General features: G+C 70.0%; 17 protein-coding genes. 3 read left to right on the plus strand and 14 right to left on the minus strand.

The annotated features are described in order from the left end of the window. Window positions 1–206: 206 nt before the first annotated feature. From ABD269_RS06525 to ABD269_RS06535, 3 genes are read right to left on the minus strand one after another with little or no spacing between them, the layout of a single operon-like run. Window positions 207–1,388, minus strand: a complete 1,182-nt coding sequence (locus ABD269_RS06525) for a dipeptidase (RefSeq protein ID WP_425572856.1) — start codon at window positions 1,386–1,388, stop codon at window positions 207–209. Window positions 1,389–1,393: 5 nt separating this feature from the next. Next, window positions 1,394–1,924, minus strand: a complete 531-nt coding sequence (gene purE, locus ABD269_RS06530; protein WP_344116912.1) for a 5-(carboxyamino)imidazole ribonucleotide mutase — start codon at window positions 1,922–1,924, stop codon at window positions 1,394–1,396. Next, on the minus strand, window positions 1,921–3,126 hold the full coding sequence (locus ABD269_RS06535; RefSeq protein ID WP_344116913.1) for a 5-(carboxyamino)imidazole ribonucleotide synthase: 1,206 nt from the start codon (window positions 3,124–3,126) through the stop codon (window positions 1,921–1,923). Before ABD269_RS06535 ends, purE begins: the two co-directional genes overlap by 4 nt. 150 nt (window positions 3,127–3,276) lie before the next feature. On the opposite strand from ABD269_RS06535, the gene ABD269_RS06540 reads away from it, so the two are divergent. Then, entirely contained in the window at window positions 3,277–3,783 is a 507-nt protein-coding gene (locus tag ABD269_RS06540; protein ID WP_344116914.1) for a GtrA family protein, read from the plus strand. A 21-nt stretch (window positions 3,784–3,804) separates the two neighbouring features. Here the strand turns inward: ABD269_RS06540 and ABD269_RS06545 are convergent, their stop codons facing one another. Next, complete coding sequence (locus tag ABD269_RS06545; RefSeq protein ID WP_344116915.1) at window positions 3,805–5,064, minus strand: ATP-binding protein; 1,260 nt, start codon at window positions 5,062–5,064, stop codon at window positions 3,805–3,807. A gap of 60 nt (window positions 5,065–5,124) precedes the next feature. Beyond that, complete coding sequence (locus ABD269_RS06550; RefSeq protein ID WP_116212120.1) at window positions 5,125–5,805, minus strand: response regulator transcription factor; 681 nt, start codon at window positions 5,803–5,805, stop codon at window positions 5,125–5,127. A gap of 468 nt (window positions 5,806–6,273) precedes the next feature. Here ABD269_RS06550 and ABD269_RS06555 point away from each other — a divergent pair, with 468 nt between their 5' ends. Further along, window positions 6,274–7,806, plus strand: coding sequence for a peptide MFS transporter (locus ABD269_RS06555; RefSeq protein ID WP_344116916.1), 1,533 nt, complete (start codon window positions 6,274–6,276; stop codon window positions 7,804–7,806). A gap of 117 nt (window positions 7,807–7,923) precedes the next feature. On the opposite strand, the gene ABD269_RS06560 is transcribed toward ABD269_RS06555, so the two are convergent. From ABD269_RS06560 to ABD269_RS06575, 4 genes are all read right to left on the minus strand, one after another. Then, window positions 7,924–8,688: a helix-turn-helix domain-containing protein gene (locus ABD269_RS06560; protein ID WP_344116917.1), complete on the minus strand. Its 765-nt coding sequence runs from the start codon at window positions 8,686–8,688 to the stop codon at window positions 7,924–7,926. Window positions 8,689–9,005: 317 nt separating this feature from the next. Then, complete coding sequence (locus ABD269_RS06565) at window positions 9,006–9,854, minus strand: helix-turn-helix domain-containing protein (protein ID WP_344116918.1); 849 nt, start codon at window positions 9,852–9,854, stop codon at window positions 9,006–9,008. Window positions 9,855–9,881: 27 nt separating this feature from the next. Beyond that, window positions 9,882–10,406, minus strand: coding sequence for a DUF6879 family protein (locus ABD269_RS06570; RefSeq protein WP_344116919.1), 525 nt, complete (start codon window positions 10,404–10,406; stop codon window positions 9,882–9,884). Beyond that, window positions 10,381–10,620, minus strand: a complete 240-nt coding sequence (locus ABD269_RS06575; RefSeq protein WP_344117257.1) for a hypothetical protein — start codon at window positions 10,618–10,620, stop codon at window positions 10,381–10,383. The genes ABD269_RS06570 and ABD269_RS06575 overlap by 26 nt, the downstream gene beginning before the upstream one ends. Before the next feature lie 315 nt (window positions 10,621–10,935). On the opposite strand from ABD269_RS06575, the gene ABD269_RS06580 reads away from it, so the two are divergent. Next, window positions 10,936–12,291, plus strand: a complete 1,356-nt coding sequence (locus ABD269_RS06580) for a helix-turn-helix domain-containing protein (RefSeq protein WP_486387797.1) — start codon at window positions 10,936–10,938, stop codon at window positions 12,289–12,291. A 496-nt stretch (window positions 12,292–12,787) separates the two neighbouring features. Here the strand turns inward: ABD269_RS06580 and ABD269_RS06585 are convergent, their stop codons facing one another. From ABD269_RS06585 to ABD269_RS06605, 5 genes are all read right to left on the minus strand, one after another. Further along, complete coding sequence (locus ABD269_RS06585) at window positions 12,788–13,729, minus strand: hypothetical protein (RefSeq protein WP_425572846.1); 942 nt, start codon at window positions 13,727–13,729, stop codon at window positions 12,788–12,790. Further along, window positions 13,726–14,586 carry a COG1470 family protein gene (locus ABD269_RS06590; protein ID WP_344116921.1) on the minus strand — a complete coding sequence of 287 codons (861 nt, stop codon included), beginning with the start codon at window positions 14,584–14,586 and terminating at the stop codon, window positions 13,726–13,728. Before ABD269_RS06590 ends, ABD269_RS06585 begins: the two co-directional genes overlap by 4 nt. 127 nt (window positions 14,587–14,713) lie before the next feature. Next, window positions 14,714–15,493 carry an LPXTG cell wall anchor domain-containing protein gene (locus ABD269_RS06595; RefSeq protein WP_344116922.1) on the minus strand — a complete coding sequence of 260 codons (780 nt, stop codon included), beginning with the start codon at window positions 15,491–15,493 and terminating at the stop codon, window positions 14,714–14,716. A 131-nt stretch (window positions 15,494–15,624) separates the two neighbouring features. Continuing rightward, window positions 15,625–16,119, minus strand: a complete 495-nt coding sequence (locus tag ABD269_RS06600; RefSeq protein WP_301886992.1) for an ATP-binding protein — start codon at window positions 16,117–16,119, stop codon at window positions 15,625–15,627. Between the two features lie 177 nt (window positions 16,120–16,296). Next, window positions 16,297–16,665 (minus strand): STAS domain-containing protein, encoded by a 369-nt coding sequence (locus ABD269_RS06605; RefSeq protein ID WP_301886991.1) that lies wholly within the window; start codon window positions 16,663–16,665, stop codon window positions 16,297–16,299. Between the last annotated feature and the right edge of the window lie 206 nt (window positions 16,666–16,871).

Below are 16,871 nucleotides of genomic sequence, written 5' to 3' on the forward strand. Positions count from 1 at the left end.
CGGTCCGCGGAAATCAGCCCGTCCGGCGTTTGAGGACAGCGCGCGAAGCGTGCTCCGGGGTCTGGGGCGGAGCCCCAGTTTCGGGAAGGGGCGGGGTGGGGGAAACAAGCCCACCGGGCCGCACCCGACCGGGGGTCCGGGGCGGAGCCCCGGCCTCGGCGGAGCCGAGCATCAGACGCTGCGGGAAGGGGCGGGGTGGGGAAGAACTAGCCGTCCAAGGACTCGCGCGTCGCGTTCGACGGGCCCCGCGTCGTGGCCGCGGCCACCGATTCCGCCGCGCGAAGCACCCGCACCGCGTTCCCCCACGTCAGCTTCGCCAAGTCGCCCTCCGACCAACCCCGCCGCAGCAACTCCGCGATCAGGTTCGGATAGCCCGCGACATCCGCCAGATCCGACGGCGTGAACGCCGTGCCGTCGAAGTCGCCGCCGATGCCGATGTGGTCGATGCCCGCGACCTCGCGCATGTGGTCGAGGTGGTCGGCGACCGTGGACGCCGTCGCGAGGGGGCGCGGGTTGGTGGCCTCGAAGGCGCGGTGGACGGCCATCGCCTCGGCCGTGGTGTCGAGGTGGTGCAGGCCGTGGGCGCGCATGTTCTCGTCGGCGGCCCGGGTCCAGGCGACGGCCTCCGGCAGGATGAACTTCGGGACGAAGGTGGCCATGGCCACGCCGCCGTTCGCGGCGAGCGAGGCCAGCACGTCGTCGGGGACGTTGCGCGGGTGGTCGCACACCGCCCGCGCCGAGGAGTGCGAGAAGATCACCGGCGCGGTGCTGACCCGCAGGGCGCACCGCATCGTGTCGGCGGAGACGTGCGAGAGGTCGACGAGCATGCCGATGCGGTTCATCTCCCGCACGACCTCCTCGCCGAAGCGGGTCAGCCCGCCCGCGACGGGCGAGTCGGTGGCGGAGTCGGCCCACGGGACATTGTCGTTGTGGGTCAGCGTCATGTAGCGCACGCCGAGCCGGTGCAGGGCGCGGAGCGTGGCGAGGGAGTTGTTGATGCTGTGGCCGCCCTCGGCGCCCATGAGGGACGCGATCCGGCCATCCGCGCGCGCCGCCTCCATGTCGTCCGCGGTGAAGGCGAGGCGCAGGTCCGCAGGGTGGCGGGCGGCCAACTGGCGCACGACGTCGATCTGTTCGAGCGTGGCGCTGACGGCGTCGTCACCGGCCATGTCGGTGCGTACGTAGACGGACCAGAACTGCGCCCCGACGCCGCCCGCCCGCAGCCGGGGCAGGTCGGTGTGGAGGTCGGCGCTCTGGTCGGTGGCGATGTCGCGCCGGTCGAGGTCGTAGCGGACCTGCTGGCGCAGCGCCCAGGGGAGGTCGTTGTGGCCGTCGACGACGGGGTGCGCGGCGAGCAGTTCCCGGGCGCGGGCGAGGTGGTCGTTCACGGTGGTCACTTCCCGAAGCCGAAGCCGTCGTTGCCCGTGGCCTTGGCCCGCAGCCGCCGGCCCTTCTCGGTCGCCTGCTCGTTGAGCTCGTCCTGGAACCGGCGCATGCGGGCCAGCAGTTCGTCGTCGTGGGCGGCGAGCATGCGGACGGCGAGCAGCCCGGCGTTGCGGGCGCCCGCGACGGAGACGGTGGCGACGGGGACCCCGGCGGGCATCTGCACGATGGAGAGCAGGGAGTCCATGCCGTCGAGGTACTTCAGCGGCACGGGCACGCCGATGACCGGCAGCGGGGTGACGGAGGCCAGCATTCCGGGGAGGTGGGCCGCTCCCCCGGCGCCGGCGATGACGGCCTTGAGTCCGCGGCCGGCGGCCTGCTCCCCGTAGGCGATCATCTCGCGCGGCATCCGGTGCGCGGAGACGACGTCGACCTCGTAGGGGACGTCGAATTCGTCGAGGGCCTTGGCGGCGGCCTCCATGACGGGCCAGTCGGAGTCGGAGCCCATGACGATGCCGACCAGGGGGGAGCCGTTGCTCATTCGGTGATCGTTCCTCGCAGGTATCCGGCGGCGTGGGCGGCGCGCTCGCGCACATCGGCCAGGTCGTCGCCGTAGGTGTTGACGTGTCCGACCTTGCGGCCGGGCTTCACGTCCTTGCCGTACATATGGATCTTCAGGCCCGGGTCCCGCGCCATGCAATGGAGGTAGGCGGAGTACATGTCGGGGTAGTCGCCGCCGAGGACGTTGGCCATGACGGTCCACCTGGCCCGCGGGCGCGGGTCGCCGAGCGGGAGGTCGAGCACGGCGCGCACGTGGTTGGCGAACTGCGAGGTGATCGCGCCGTCCTGGGTCCAGTGGCCGGAGTTGTGCGGGCGCATGGCCAGCTCGTTGACGAGGACCGCGGGGTTGCCGTCCTCGTCCCGGACCTCGAAGAGCTCGACGGCGAGGTGGCCGACGACGTCCAGTTCCTTGGCCACCTTCAGGGCGAGCTGCTGCGCGTGCGCGGAGAGCTGCTCGGAGAGGCCGGGCGCGGGGGCGATGACGGTGTCGCAGACGCCGTCGACCTGGATGGACTCGACGACGGGGTAGGAGACGGCCTGGCCGTGCGGGGAGCGGACGACGTTGGCGGCGAGCTCGCGGACGAAGGGGACCTTCTCCTCGGCGAGCACGGGCACTCCGGCGCGGAAGGGTTCACCCGCCTCTTCTGCGTTGCGGACGATCCAAACCCCCTTTCCGTCGTAACCGCCGCGGACCGTCTTGAGGACGACGGGGAAGCCGTCGCCCTCCGCGGCGAAGCGCTCGACGTCCGCGGGGTCCTCGACGATGCGGTGCCGGGGGCAGGGCACCCCGATCGCGTCGAGCTTCGCCCGCATCACGCCCTTGTCCTGGGCGTGCACCAACGCGTCGGGCCCTGGGCGGACGGGGATCCCGTCGGCCTCCAGGGCCCGGAGGTGCTCGGTCGGTACATGCTCGTGATCGAAGGTGATCACATCGCAGCCTTGTGCGAAAGCACGAAGGGTTTCCAGGTCGCGGTAGTCGCCGATGACGACGTCGCTGACCGCCTGGGCCGCCGAGTCCTGCGGGGTGTCACTGAGCAGCTTGAACTTGATGCCGAGGGGGATGCCCGCCTCGTGGGTCATTCGGGCGAGCTGACCGCCGCCGACCATGCCGACTACCGGGAACGTCACGCCCCCAGGGTATCCGTACGCGCGAACCACTCCCGAACCCGCTTGGAGGATCATCTGAAGAGCGAGTGTCTAGCGTGATGGCCGATATGGCGTGCGTTCGCCGCACGTTCACCGACTCCGTCTCTCGGCACACGGAGGCGCTGGATAGCATGAAAGCTGCCCCATGTCCCGGACAGCCCCACACGACGGAGCCTGACGATCTTTATGAGTCAACGGCACACCATGCGTTCCCGGCTGCAGAGGCTGGCCCGCGAGATAGCGAAGTTCGGCGCGGTCGGGGCCATCGGGTTCGTGGTCAATCTCATCGTCTTCAACATCTGCGTCCACGGGTTCCACCTCGCCGTGGTGCGCTCGGGCGTGATCGCGACGGCCGTCGCCATCGCGACGAACTACGTCGGCAACCGCTACTGGACGTACCGCGACGCCGACACCAGCCGGCGCAGTCGTGAGCTGTCCCTGTTCCTGCTGTTCAGCGGCATCGGCCTGGTGATCGAGAACGGCATCCTGGCGCTCTCCCACTACGGCTTCGGCCTGACCACCCCGCTCGCGGACAACATCGCCAAGAATGTCGTCGGCCTCGGCATCGGCACGGTCTTCCGCTTCTGGTCCTACCGCACCTGGGTCTTCCGCGCCCTCCCCGCCCGCGAGGCGGTTCAGACGGCGGAGTCCTTCCTGACCGACACGGCTCCGGCGCGGATCGACGCGAAGTAGCGGCTGTCGATCAGCAGCGGCTCAGGCCGCGCCGCCGCTCTCCGTCTGATCGGCCTCCCGACCGAGGAACAGCGCGAAGACCGGCGGGTTCGCCTGGAGGAGCTCCAGGCGGCCGCCGTCCGCCTCCGCCAGGTCGCGGGCGACCGCCAGTCCCAGACCCGTGGAGTTGCGGCCGCTGACCGTCCGCTCGAAGACCCGCGCGCCCAGGTCCGGCGGAACGCCCGGCCCCTCGTCGGTGACCTCCACGACCGCCTGGTTGCCGGTGACGCGGGTGCGCAGGGCGACCGTGCCGTCCCCGTGCATCAGCGAGTTCTCGATGAGCGTCGCGAGCACCTGGGACACCGCGCCCGGGGTGCCGACGGCCCGCAGCCCCTGCTTGCCGGAGCGCACGATGGCCCGCCCCTCGCTGCGCGAGGCCGGGCGCCACTCCTCGATCTGCTGCTTGACGACCTCGTCCAGGTCGAAGGTGACGGCCGAGCTGGACTTGGGGTCGCGGGAGTTGGTGAGCAGCCGCTGGACGACGTCGGTGAGCCGCTCCACCTGGGTGAGGGCGATCGTCGCCTCCTCCTTGACCGTGTCCGGGTCGTCGGTGAGCGTGATCTCCTCCAGCCGCATCGACAGCGCCGTCAGCGGCGTGCGGAGCTGGTGCGAGGCGTCGGCGGCGAGCCTGCGCTCGGCGGTGAGCATCCGGGCGATCCGCTCGGCGCTGGAGTCCAGGACGTCCGCCACCCGGTCCAGCTCGGGCACGCCGTAGCGGCGGTGCCGGGGGCGGGGGTCGCCGGAGCCGAGGCGCTCGGCGGTCTCGGCGAGGTCGATCAGCGGCGCGGTGAGCCGGTTCGCCTGCCGTACGGCCAGGAAGACGGCGGCCACCACGGCCAGCAGGGCCACCGCGAGGATCACCAGCAGGGTGCGGCCGACCTCGCGGCTGACCGTGGAGCGGGACGCCTCGACCCGTACGCTCTCGCCCTGCCCGCCCTTGAGCTGCGCGGAGATGATGCCGCCCTTGGGCCGGGTGCCGATCTCGATGACCGGCCGGCCGGGGATCTCGATCCGGGCGTAGCGCTCGGGCGTGATCTGTTCACTGAGGATCCCCGACTCCACCCGCTCGCCGCCGACCAGCCGGCTGTCGACGATGCTCTCCAGGCGCACCGCCTCGGACTGCACGCTCTCCTGCGCGCTGTTCTCGATCGTGCGGGTCTCGACGATGACGAGCGAGATGCCGAAGACGGCGATCACGACGAGCACGACGGCGAGCGTGGAATTGATCAGTCGGCGGCGCACTGTGCCCTCCGGGCGGGTGGTACGTAAGCAGCCCGGCAGTGGGGCCCTGGGCCGGTCGGCTCAGCTCTTCTCGAAGCGGAATCCCACGCCGCGGACCGTGGCGATGTAACGCGGGTTGGCGGCGTCGTCCCCGAGCTTCTTGCGGAGCCAGGAGATGTGCATGTCGAGGGTCTTGGTGGAGGACCACCAGGTGGTGTCCCAGACCTCGCGCATCAGCTGGTCACGGGTGACGACCCGGCCGGCATCCCGCACCAGCACCCGGAGCAGGTCGAATTCCTTGGCGGTGAGCTGGAGTTCCTCGTCGCCCATCCAGGCGCGGTGCGACTCGACGTCGATCCGCACGCCGTGGGTGGCGGGCGGCTGCTGGTGGGACTCGACCGTGCCGCGGCGCAGCAGGGCCCGTACGCGCGCCAGCAGCTCGGCGAGCCGGAAGGGCTTGGTGACGTAGTCGTCGGCGCCGGCGTCCAGGCCGACCACGGTGTCCACCTCGTCGGCGCGGGCCGTCAGGACCAGCACGGGGAAACCGTGGCCTTCGGTGCGCAGCCTGCGACAGACTTCCAGGCCGTCCATGCCGGGCAGCCCGAGGTCGAGGACGAGCAGGTCCACCCCTCCCTTGAGGCCGGCGTCGAGCGCCGTGGGACCGTCTTCGCGCACCTCCACCTCATAACCCTCGCGGCGCAGGGCGCGTGCGAGCGGTTCCGAGATGGACGCGTCATCCTCGGCGAGCAGTACTCGGGTCATGGACTGATGGTAGTCCGCTCGGGCGCACGTCAGAGGTGCACTCAGAGCTACCGACGGCAACACTTCTCCAAGAACAAACTCACCTTCGAACGTATGCGAATGGTTCCAGTGTCACCTGTGATCCATGTCTCAACTCCTTCCTTATCCGGGCGGGGTGTGACGTATGGTGACCAGACGTCTGTAGCACCATCGGGGGACCTTCGGCACGACCACATCTCGCCGGAGGTCTCTGTTGTGCGCGAGGCTGTTCCCTCAGCCTTGTTACACAGTGAATGACCTGTCGGCCGGGTCCGCCGCGCGAAGGTGCGCGGGGGCGTGGATCCCGGTGTACGGCTGTCCTGCCGGTCCCTCGCAGAGGGACCGAACCCCTAGGGCGTGGGGGCGGGCAGTGCAGTAGCCGGTGCCGGCCAACCCCCACCCGGGCGCGCAGCAGCTCCACCGCGCGTCCCGAGCACACAAGGATCGACCATGGCGTCCAGCCTGACGAAGGGTGCTGCTCCTCAGGAGACCACTCCTGCTTCCAGCGGCAAGACCTTCCTTGGCCACCCCAGCGGGTTGGCCATTCTCTTCATGACCGAGATGTGGGAGCGGTTCTCCTACTACGGCATGAGGGCCCTTCTCGTCGTCTATCTGATCGCAGGCGGCCCGGACGCCAAGCCCGGCAGCCAGGGCGGCGGTCTGGCGATGCCCGAGGCCACGTCCGTTGCCATCTACTCGGTCTACGTGGCGATGGTGTACCTGCTCGCCATGCCCGGCGGCTGGTTCGGTGACCGCGTCTGGGGTCCGCGCAAGACGGTCGCCATCGCGGCAAGCGTCATCATGGCCGGCCACCTGGTCCTGGCCATCCCCGGGAAGCCGACCTTCTTCGTCGGCCTCGCGCTGGTGGCGATGGGCTCCGGTCTGCTGAAGGCCAACATCTCCACGATGGTCGGCCACCTCTACGACGGTCCCAAGGACCCGCGCCGCGACGGTGGCTTCACGCTCTTCTACATCGGCATCAACGTCGGTGCCTTCGCCGCCCCGCTGGTCATCGGCACCGTCGGCCAGAAGTACAACTGGCACCTGGGCTTCGCGATCGCCGCCATCGGCATGGGCATCGGCCTGATCATCTTCCTGCTGGGCACCCGCCACCTGAACGCGAAGAGCAGCCAGGTCCCGACCCCGCTGACGGTCGCCGAGCGGAACTCCTGGCTGAAGAAGGGCCTGATCTGGCTCGCGATCGCCGCCGTCTTCTACGGCATCGTGATCGGCACGGGCGTCTACACGATCAACTGGGCGCTGGTCCCGATCGCGCTGCTCGGCCTGTTCATCCCGATCTTCGTGCTGGCGCGCATCAAGCGCGACAAGGAGCTGACGGAGACCGAGCAGACCAAGGTCAGCGGCTACATCTGGTTCTTCATCGCGGCCGCCGTGTTCTGGATGATCTTCGACCAGGGCGGGTCGACGATGTCGACCTTCGCCGAGAAGAAGACCGCGGACAACGTCTTCGGCTTCGACTTCCCGTCCACCTGGTTCCAGTCAGTGAACTCGCTGTGGGTCGTGGCCCTGGCTCCGGTCTTCGCCGCGGTCTGGCTGGCGCTCGCCCGCCGCAACCGCGAGCCGAGCACCACGGTGAAGTTCGCCGGGGCGATGGTCCTCGTCGGCCTGTCGTTCGTCGTCTTCGCCCTTCCGATGTCGATGGCATCCGATGGCACGAAGGTCAGCCCGATGTGGCTGATCGCGATCTACGGCATCCAGACCGTGGGCGAGCTGTGCCTGTCCCCGGTGGGTCTGTCCCTGACCACCAAGATGGCGCCGGCGAAGTACGCCAGCCAGATGATGGGCGTGTGGTTCCTCGCGGTCACCGCGGGCGACTGCGTCATGACCCTGCTGATCACGGCGGGTGCCGACCTCAACGGCATCGGCGTGATGCTGGGCCAGGCCGCGGCCGCGATCCTGGCGGGTATCGGTATCTGGCTGAACCGCAAGAAGATCATCGGTCTGATGGGCGACGTCCGCTGACCCGTCACTCCTCGTGACACTCGGTGCCCCCGGCGCGATGACGCGCCGGGGGCGCTTTGCGTTGCGCCCGATGCGGAGTGGGCGCCTTCGCGCCCCTTGAGGGCATCCAGGCCTCATCTAGGCCGCCGTACGGCAGTCCCGGCACCTGCCGGGGGCCGCGGCACGGAAGGCCCGTTCACAGCCGTCACAGGTCCGCAGGGGCAGGGGCCGAGGCCGGTCGCGCCGCTCCGGGGGCTCCGGCGGCTGCGCGGGGAGTACGGGCGGCAGCCACGCCTTCAGGCGGTAGCCGAGGAGGCGGGCCGGGCGGGCGATCACCCCCATGGGGAGCTCGCCGCTGAGCGTACGGGCGAGCTGCGCGGGGCCCACGCCCCGGTCGAGCCACGCCCGTACGTCCGGGGCGAGCGTCCTCACATCCCGCTCGGAGAGGATCAGCCGCGGGTCGCGGCGGCGCAGGCCGGCGAGGAGGTCGGCGGCGGGCTGATCGACGGGCTCATCGGCGGGAGGGAGGGGTGCGTCGTCCCGCCGCCGTCGCTTGATCAGGTCGACCGCCCGGCGGCGCGGCCGGGGCTGCGGCACACTGCCGTCACGGCAGCCGGGATGCTCGTACCAACTGGTACGCGTCACCATCCGCCCACCCTCGCACCGCACCCGCCGCCGCTCCAGATACCCGGCCGCCTCCAGCTCCCGCAGCGCGCGTGCCAGCACGATCTCGCCTTCGCGGAAGCGGCGGGTCAGGTCCTTGATGCCGACGGCCGCCCCGTCGGGGAGGGACTGGATGTACACCCCGATACCGATCGCCACGGCGGAGAGGTGGGGGTGCTGGGCGAGGTGGTTGCCGACGACGGTGAAGTTGGCGTCGTGGCGGTGCCGGACGTGGACCACGCCGCGCGCAGATGTATGCGCGCTAAACTGCGCTTCAGTCATTGGGAAGGGCTTCAGCTTCCTGGATGATCAGGCCCTCGTTCGGGATGCCAGTCCCGGCGGGGGCCGTCGTCTGTATGGGAGTTGTGGCGCGAACGTACCGCGCCGGTGCCCATGCCTGCCACCTTGTCACCCGATGGGGTGACGTGTGCGGTATGGAGGGGTTCGGTTCTTTCCCCCATTTCTTTAACGGGACGTCGGGGATTGCCGGTTGACGGCGAACCGGGTCCTGGAAACGTCGATGCGGGCCCGGCCACAGGGCTGTCGTTGCAGGCGAGTTACCCGAGAGCGTTGATCGCGGCAGCGATAAGTGGCCTGGCCCGAGCTCCGTACACAGCCAGTCGTTGCAGCTCGGAGAACGCCCGGGTGTACAGATGAGTGTCGTTGGGTGCCGTGAGCTTCACGTCCGCGGACAGCAGCTCGACCCCGGCCTGTGCGTCGTCGAAGATCGTGAACGGCTCGATCACCCACATCCGGCGCTCTGCCGTGAACGGGATGATGCCGAGGGACACACGAGGCAGGGACATGATCGCGAGGAGATGTCCGAGCTGCCCGGCCATCGTCTCGGCGTCCCCGATTCGATGCCGTAGGACGCCCTCCTCCAGCAGGACGGCGAACCGGTGGTCGCCCTCGCGGATGACATGCGAGCGGGCCACCCTGGCGCTGACGGCATCCTCGACGTCGTTGGGGATACGGCGGAAGTCCGTGATGGCGGACAGCAGCACCGTGGCGTATGCGGGTGTCTGGAGCAGACCCGGAACGACGTGGGAGCAGTAGACCCGGAAGAGCTTGGTCCGTTCGTAGAGAGGGACGTACGACTCCTGGAGCCTGCGAAGTCCCGTGCGCTGCAACCGGCGCCACTCCATGTACATGGAACTGGCCGTACGCGAAGCGGCGATGAGGTCGGCGGCCTGGTCCTCGACTCCGCAGGCGAGGCACCAGGCCCGGAGGTCGGCATCCGACGGCAGAGTCTTCACGTTCTCGATCCGTGACGACTTGGCCGGATGCCACCCGCACCGGAGAGCCAACTCACGTCCGGTCAGCCCGGCGTCAAGACGGATCTCCCGCAAGCGTTCCGCGATGGACTTGCGGGCCTCCTGAACGCTGGAGGACGGGGAGGCGGTCATGAGCCGGCAGTCCGTTGGCGCCCGCCGTCAGACCTTGAACCTCTCGTGCGGGGTACCGCGCTCCCACACCGCCTCGAACGCGGAGGCGCACAGCTTCGCCACGGCGGGGGTGTCGGTGAAGTCCTCCCCGATGTACTGACCGTTTCCGGAGAAGTGGCCGAACCGAACAACTCGGTCGTCGAACAACCAGAAGTCGTTACCCGGAAGCGCAATGTCGGATGCTTGCCGGCGCGGCAGCCAGCGGACCTGCTCTCCGGCCTCGATGTTGAGCTGCGTTCCCTCGTGCTCGAACCGGATGTAGTCACTCACCGGCTCGGAGACGATCCGCGCACGGCGCATGACCACGCCACGTGCGGCGGTGCGAGCCACGAGCTCCAGCCATTCGCGCCGACGTCCCATGCGGTCACGCCGACTGCTGTGGTCACCGGCCTTCCACGCTGCGAAGTCGGCGTTCTCCTCGGCCACGCCATAGGCGTCCCGCATCTCCAGGTGCACCGCCGAGTGCTCCGACGAGTTGATCAGCTCGTCAAAGTCGAACACGTTCAGCGACATCACAAGCCTCCCTGATGGCGGGGATCATCCGGAACGGAATCCTCACCACCGCCTCGGTTTCCGGGATCGGGCCCGTCTCCCGGCATTTGGCCAATGTCTCCTCCCTGGCCTTCCAGCCTTGGAAGAGGATCTCTCCGGCCTCGTCGTCCACCCATGCTGTCGGGCAGTCCTTGCCGTCGGTGTGGGGATCTTTCGCGATGAACCGTAGCGCCATAACTGCCTCCCGTGTCGAGACCGTTGCGGTCGGTTGCATGACCATCGGCCTTCCGTGCCGACCCGGTCAAGGAGGCGTGCACGGAATTGCAGAATGCCGGGGGACGAGAGCGACGCCGGGTAGCCCGGTCCCTCTCTCCCCCGGCAGGGCGTCAGGAGTGCGCCGACTTCACGTGCCGTCTGAGCGCCTGGTCAAGGGATTCCGCCGTCCTGATCCGGCCTTCGCGCCGCGCGGTCGCCCGCGCCAGGATGATCTTCGAGCACTCCAGGCAACGGGTTGAGCCCGTGACGGTCCTGACGCCATCGCCACGTGCGGGTGGGGACATGGGCATCGATCGCTCCTGCGCGGAGCTCCGCGAATCAGTCATGGCGGCACCGTCACGCATCCTGGAGTGGAAACCCATCCCAAGTGCCTATAGGGCGCCCCTATATTCGGATGGTGAGGGATCAAGTCGTGGACCTGTGGACTCATCCTCAGCTGGTGGCAGCCGTGACGAGCGAGGACTGGGGCGCGCTCCTGCGGACGTACCGGCGGCTCACCGGCATGAGTCAGATGAAGCTCGGCGAGCTGATCGGGCTCGTGCAGCCGGACGTGTCCGCCATCGAGCGCGGTCGGCGCCGCGTCACCTCCATGGAGGTGCGTCAGCGCATCGTCTCGGGCCTCGGCGTACCACCGGAGTTGCGTGACGAGGCAAGCGTCGTCCCGAGCCTCGGGCTCGTAGGGGTAGCACCTGACGCGGATCTCCTCGCACGGGTGACGAGCGCTGTCGACGGCACCACGCGGGTGGACACCGCCACCCTGGACTGGCTCGACCGGCTCCTCGCCGAGCACCGCCGGGCGGAGGACGTCATCGGTTCACGCCCGTTGGTCGACATCATGCGCGGACAGCTCCGCACGGTGATGGAGCTGCACGCGAGCGCACGGGGCGCGGTGGCGGATCGTGTGGTGCGGCTCGCTTCGGAGCACGCGCAGTTCCTCGCGTGGATGGCGCAGGACCAGGACGACACCGCCACCGCGCTGGCCTGGTACGACCGTTCGCACGAGTGGGCGCTGGAGGCCGGGGACGCGGACATGGCGGCCACGACGCTCAACATGAAGGCGCACATGGCGTGGTCCAACGGACGCGCCACCCGGTGCGTACGACTGGCGGAAGCATCGCGATGGTCCGCACCCGGCAGCTCACTGGGCGTACAAGGCATGGCCGTACAGATGGCCGCGCGCGGCCACGCGCTGAACCAGGAGGCCGACGAAGCGCGCCGGCTGCTGGACGAAGGGCAGAAGCTCATGGCGCTCGCCGCCGAGCGCCCCGAGGACCAGCCGCCGTGGATGTACTTCTACGACGAGACGTGGTTCACCCTCCAGCGCGGCATGGCCGAACTGCACCTGCGTGCATGGCCCCGGGCGATCGAGCAGCTCACCACCGGACTCACCGCCCTGCCCGACGACTACCGCCGGGACAAGACGTGGTATCGCACCTGCCTGGCCCACGCACTCGCGGGCGCGGACGAGCCGCAACAAGCTCTGGCCGTAGCTCTGGAGAGCATCCCGGACGCCGCCGAGATCGGCCGCCCGCACGCGTGGAACGAGCTGCACACAACCGCGGCTCTGCTGCTGCGCCGGGGCGCGGCGGAGGGAAAGCGGCTGGTGACGGCGTTCAAGGAGTGCGACTGACGGAGTCGGTGCGTTGGAGCCCCGGGCACCGACTGCGGCCGGCTTCGCTGAGCCCATGTCGCAACGGGGCGGGGATCCGGTACCGTGAAACGTGAAGGGCCCCCACCCAGGACCGAGAATCCGTAAGGCGGGGACCCAACGCTGAAAACCGAGGGTTTATCGATCTGAGCCTCGTTCTTTGGGGCTCAGATCAACCCTTGAGCCACCTCCCCAGCTTCCACGCGGCACGGACCAGAAGGTCCTCGACGCGCTGCCGTACGGATGGCTTCGGCTTCCCGCGACGCCCCATGGGCGCCTCCCCTCAGACCGGCTGCCGAAATCCCGGTCGGCAACCATCCTCAGGTTCGGGCCGGGCCCCGAGGGCCGGGGTCCGGAGACGATCCATGAGGGGAGGCGCACCGCAGTGCGCGAGGTCACTCTACTGCCCAACTCGCCGTGCTGATCGGCGTTCTGAGAACTTCTGGAGCGCGCGGGCGACGCCAACTGGGCCGTCCGCTCAAGGACTCGGCGGGCCCTCGCGCCCCTCCGGGCCGCTCTCCGGTGTGAACCACGGCAGTGGGGCCGGGGCCCTGCGGGTCGATGGCGGAGCGGGAGGGCGTGGGCGGGCGTGGTTCACCAGCAGCATGCCCAGGCGGAACACCCCCGCCGGGATCACCACGCACAGCAGGATCCAGAAGAGGGTCACGCCCCACGGGCGGCTCACGTCCCATGGTTGTTCGACCAGCACCTTGTCCCCGTATTTGAGGGAGAGCAGGTAGTCGCCGTACGCGCCCGACGAGAGCTCGACGTCCAGGGGGACCCGCGCCCGCGCGCCCGCGGCGATCGTGCCGTGCCAGCGCTGTTTCTCCCACTCGGGGGCGAGCACGCCGTGCGCGGTGCCGAGTTGGAAGACGGGGTCCTTGGCGGGCTCGGAGCCCAGGTTGCCGAGGGTGACGACCAGCCGTCGGTGCGGGGGTGCACCGAACCACGTGAGCAGGCCGCTCGAACCCTCCAACCGTGCGTCCAGGACGCCGAGCCGCTCGCCGCCGGTCTGTTGCGGCAGGGACGCGACGGGGTGCCCGGCCACTTTGAAGGCCGCGTCCACGGCCGTCGGGTCGCCCGAGACCGTCGCCACGTGCACCACGCAGGGGCACGGTCTGGGCGGCTCGGCGACCGGGAGCTGTCTGCTGAAGCGGCCGTCGGCGCCGGTGGTCACCGTGCGGCCGTCGGCGTTGGCGCAGGTGTTGGTGCCGCCGATCATGTTCTGGCCGCAGATGAGCAGCGTGAGCAGGGTGCGCGGGCGCCAACCGGCGCCGCTCACCGTGATGTTGCCGCCCTTGCCCGCCTCGGTCCGGTCCAGCCGGAGGGCGGGCCCGTCCGCGGACGCCCGCCCGGCGGGCAGCAGCATGAACACCAGCGCCAGCAGGACCGCGATGCCGCCCGCCCGGCGGGCGTTCACGCCGCCGCTCCCGTACGGCGGGCGCGGCGGAAGCGCCGTACGAGCAGGACCGTGGCCGCGGCGAGGGCCAGCGCGAACCCGCCGAGTGCCGGGATCACCCACACGAGGGGCGTGTACGAAGTGGAGGCCGTCGCGCGGGCGGCGCCGGGCGCGGTGGCCGTCAGGTGGACCCGTACGGAGTCCAGGCGCGGCGCGTCCGGCCACCTCTCCGTCAGCCGTACGCTCCGGCCGGGCGCCAGCTCCGCGGGCACGCCCGCGGCCGTACGGCGCAGGACCGTGCCGAACAGGCCGTCCGCGCGGATCGCCAGGCGCGGGGAGAGCGCGGTGTTGCCGCGGTTGACCAGCGCGTAGCGGATGACCGCGCCGCCGCCCTCGCGGCTGACCCGTACGTGTTCCACGGCGAGCGCGCGCAGCGCGGGGGCGCCGGTCACCCGCAGCCCCAGCCGTACGCGCACCTGCCGCCCCTCCCCGCTGACGACGAGCGCCCCCGAGTGATCGCCCGGCTCCGCGGCGCTCGGCACGGCCACGGTGAAGGGGACGTCCGCGCGGGTACGGGCCGGGATCCGCACGCTGCGCGCGGCGAGGACGATCCACGGGCCGTCGCCGCGTACGTCGAGCGAGCGCGCGGTGTCACCGGGGTTGACGAGGGAGAGCTTGTCCTCGAACACGGTGCCGGGCTCGCCCTCCAGGTAGAAGGACGAGCGGTCGTCGGGGCGGGGCGTGCTCTTGCCTGCGGGGGCGGGGGTGGCGGTCCAGGGCTTTGCTTCGGCGAATGCGATTGAGGTGGCAGGCAGGGCGATCAATGTCGCGGCGATGCTCGTCGCGGCCACAAGCCGGGCGGCTCGGCGCGGGGTCATGGGCGGCTCCCCTGTGCGTCTGCGGACGGCGGTTTTGTTCCCCAGCCCCGCCCCTTCCCGAAACCGGGGAGACCCCGGACCCCCAGCGCCCTGCGGGCGCGTCCTCAAACGCCGGACGGGCTGAAAATCAGCGCGCCGTCGGCCGTCGGCGCCTCGTCAGCCACAGGGCTCCCGCTACGCCCGTCAGCAGGACCGTTCCGCCCAGCGTGCCCAGAGCCACCGCGGAGTCCGCCGGTCCGGTCTGGGGCAGTTGACCGCCACCACCCGTGGTGCCGCCGGTCGTCGTCGACCCGCTCGTACCGCCCGTACCACCCGTACCACCGGAACCGCCCGTGCTGCCCGAGCCACCCGAGCTGCCTGAGCCGCCCGTCGACGAACCCCCCGGTCCCTTCACGTCCAGCGTCAGTGACGGCTTGGGGTTGTTGGAGGGCGTGCAGGTCGTCGTCGTGCCGAGGGCCGAGATCGTGAGGGTGGAGGCGGTGAAGGTGACGGTGCCGCTCTTCTTCGGGGTGTAGGTACCCGACAAGTCGCTGATCTTGATGGGGGTGTTGGCGGGGATCTCCTCGGAGTTGGCGGGGCCGTCCACGGCCACCGTGCCGCTCTCCGCACCGCCGAGCTTGATGACCGCGCTCGGCTTCATCGCGCCCTTGCCGAGCGGGATGGGACTGGAGGAGACGCCCTTCTGGAAGGACATGGTGAGCTTGTAGGAGTCGCCGCTCGCGACCCCCTTGATGTCGATGGGCGACACCGCGCTCTTGTCGCCGATGGGGGTCTTGCACTGGTAGTCGACGTCGACCGTGTCGGCGTGCGCGGCGGGTGCGACCAGCAGGATCGTCCCTCCGGCCACGGTCGCGGCGAGCGCGAGCGCGCCCGTGCGGCGAGTGGGACGGCGTTGGATGCGGTACACCTCGGGTTCCCCTCTCGTCCGGTGCCGTAGCCGTGCATCACTGACGGCACATCAGATCGGGCGCCGACAGTACGCCGGGGACCTTGCGGAGGGAAGACACGGAACGCGCCGCGCTCACGGCCGCCGGGGGTTCACGCGGGTGCGGCGAGCTCCGCCCAGACCGTCTTGCCGGCGCCGCTCTCGTTCCGCACGACTCCCCAGTCCAGGCAGAGCCGCTGCACGATAAACATGCCGTGACCACCCGGGCGGCCCGCGCGGTGCGGGGTGCGGGGTGCGGGGGTCCCGGCGCCGAGGTCGACGACCTCCAGCCGCAGCACCTTGCCCGCGAAGCTCACCCGCAGCTCCTCCGGGCCGTCGGCATGCAGGCAGGCGTTGGTGACCAGCTCGGAGACGACCAGCAGGACGTCCTCGGCGGCCGCGCGGTGGTCGGCGGTGGCGGCGGGCAGCCAGCCCCAGTCGTGGAGCGCCTGGCGGGTGAAGTCACGGGCCCGGGGCACGGCGCCACTGGCCCCGACGAGGTGGAGCCGACGGACCTGTCCCCCCGGTGGCGGGAGGTGATCGGGGGAAGCGCCGCCCGCGTCCGGACCGGGCTCGCCCGGCGGCGGGTACGGCCGCGTGGTGCTCATCAGCGCTTCACCTCACCGATTCACCGACTCAGAAAGAATTTGTTGGATACCAGGCACATTGAACAGATTCACGCAGACTTCTGCCCGACCGATCCGCGGGAACACCCACTTCTTCGGTGCGACTCCTGTGACACGGGTAACCCTGGGGTTACACACAGGCGAGAGAGGTGATGCCAGTCACTCGGCGATGGCCGCATCGAGTGTGTCATGCACGGTGAAGACGGCTTCGGCGCCCGTGATCTCGAAGACCCTGGCGACGACCGGCTGCATGGCGGCGAGGTGGATTCCGCCACCCGCGGCCTCGGCGGTCAGTCTGGCGCCCAGCAGGACATTGAGCCCGGTGGAGTCGCAGAACTCCAGCTTCGAGCAGTCCACGACCACGCGCGCGCTGATCTCGTCGACGCAGGCTTCGAGGGGCTCGCGCAGCAGCTCCGCCGTGTGGTGATCGAGCTCACCCCTCGGCGTCACGATCGCGCTGGCTCCGTGGCGCCGGACCTCCACATTCAGCCGGCCCCTGTTCGCACTGCCGACCATTTCGCGGTCCATGCGCATCCCTTCCCGGTTGCTTGCGTGGACAGGTCAGAACACTACGCCTTCGATACGGCGTCCGGTAGCCGAACATCCGTTATTTACGGACATAGTGGGATAACACGGACTTGCCATGGAGTGGTGAAGACCGATAGGGCTAGTAGAGGACATCCACCACGGACGGCTTTGGAGGCGCCGCAAACCGCAGCAAGAAGTCAAGGCAT

Source organism: Streptomyces blastmyceticus (assembly GCF_039521185.1).
GTDB lineage: Bacteria > Actinomycetota > Actinomycetes > Streptomycetales > Streptomycetaceae > Streptomyces > Streptomyces blastmyceticus.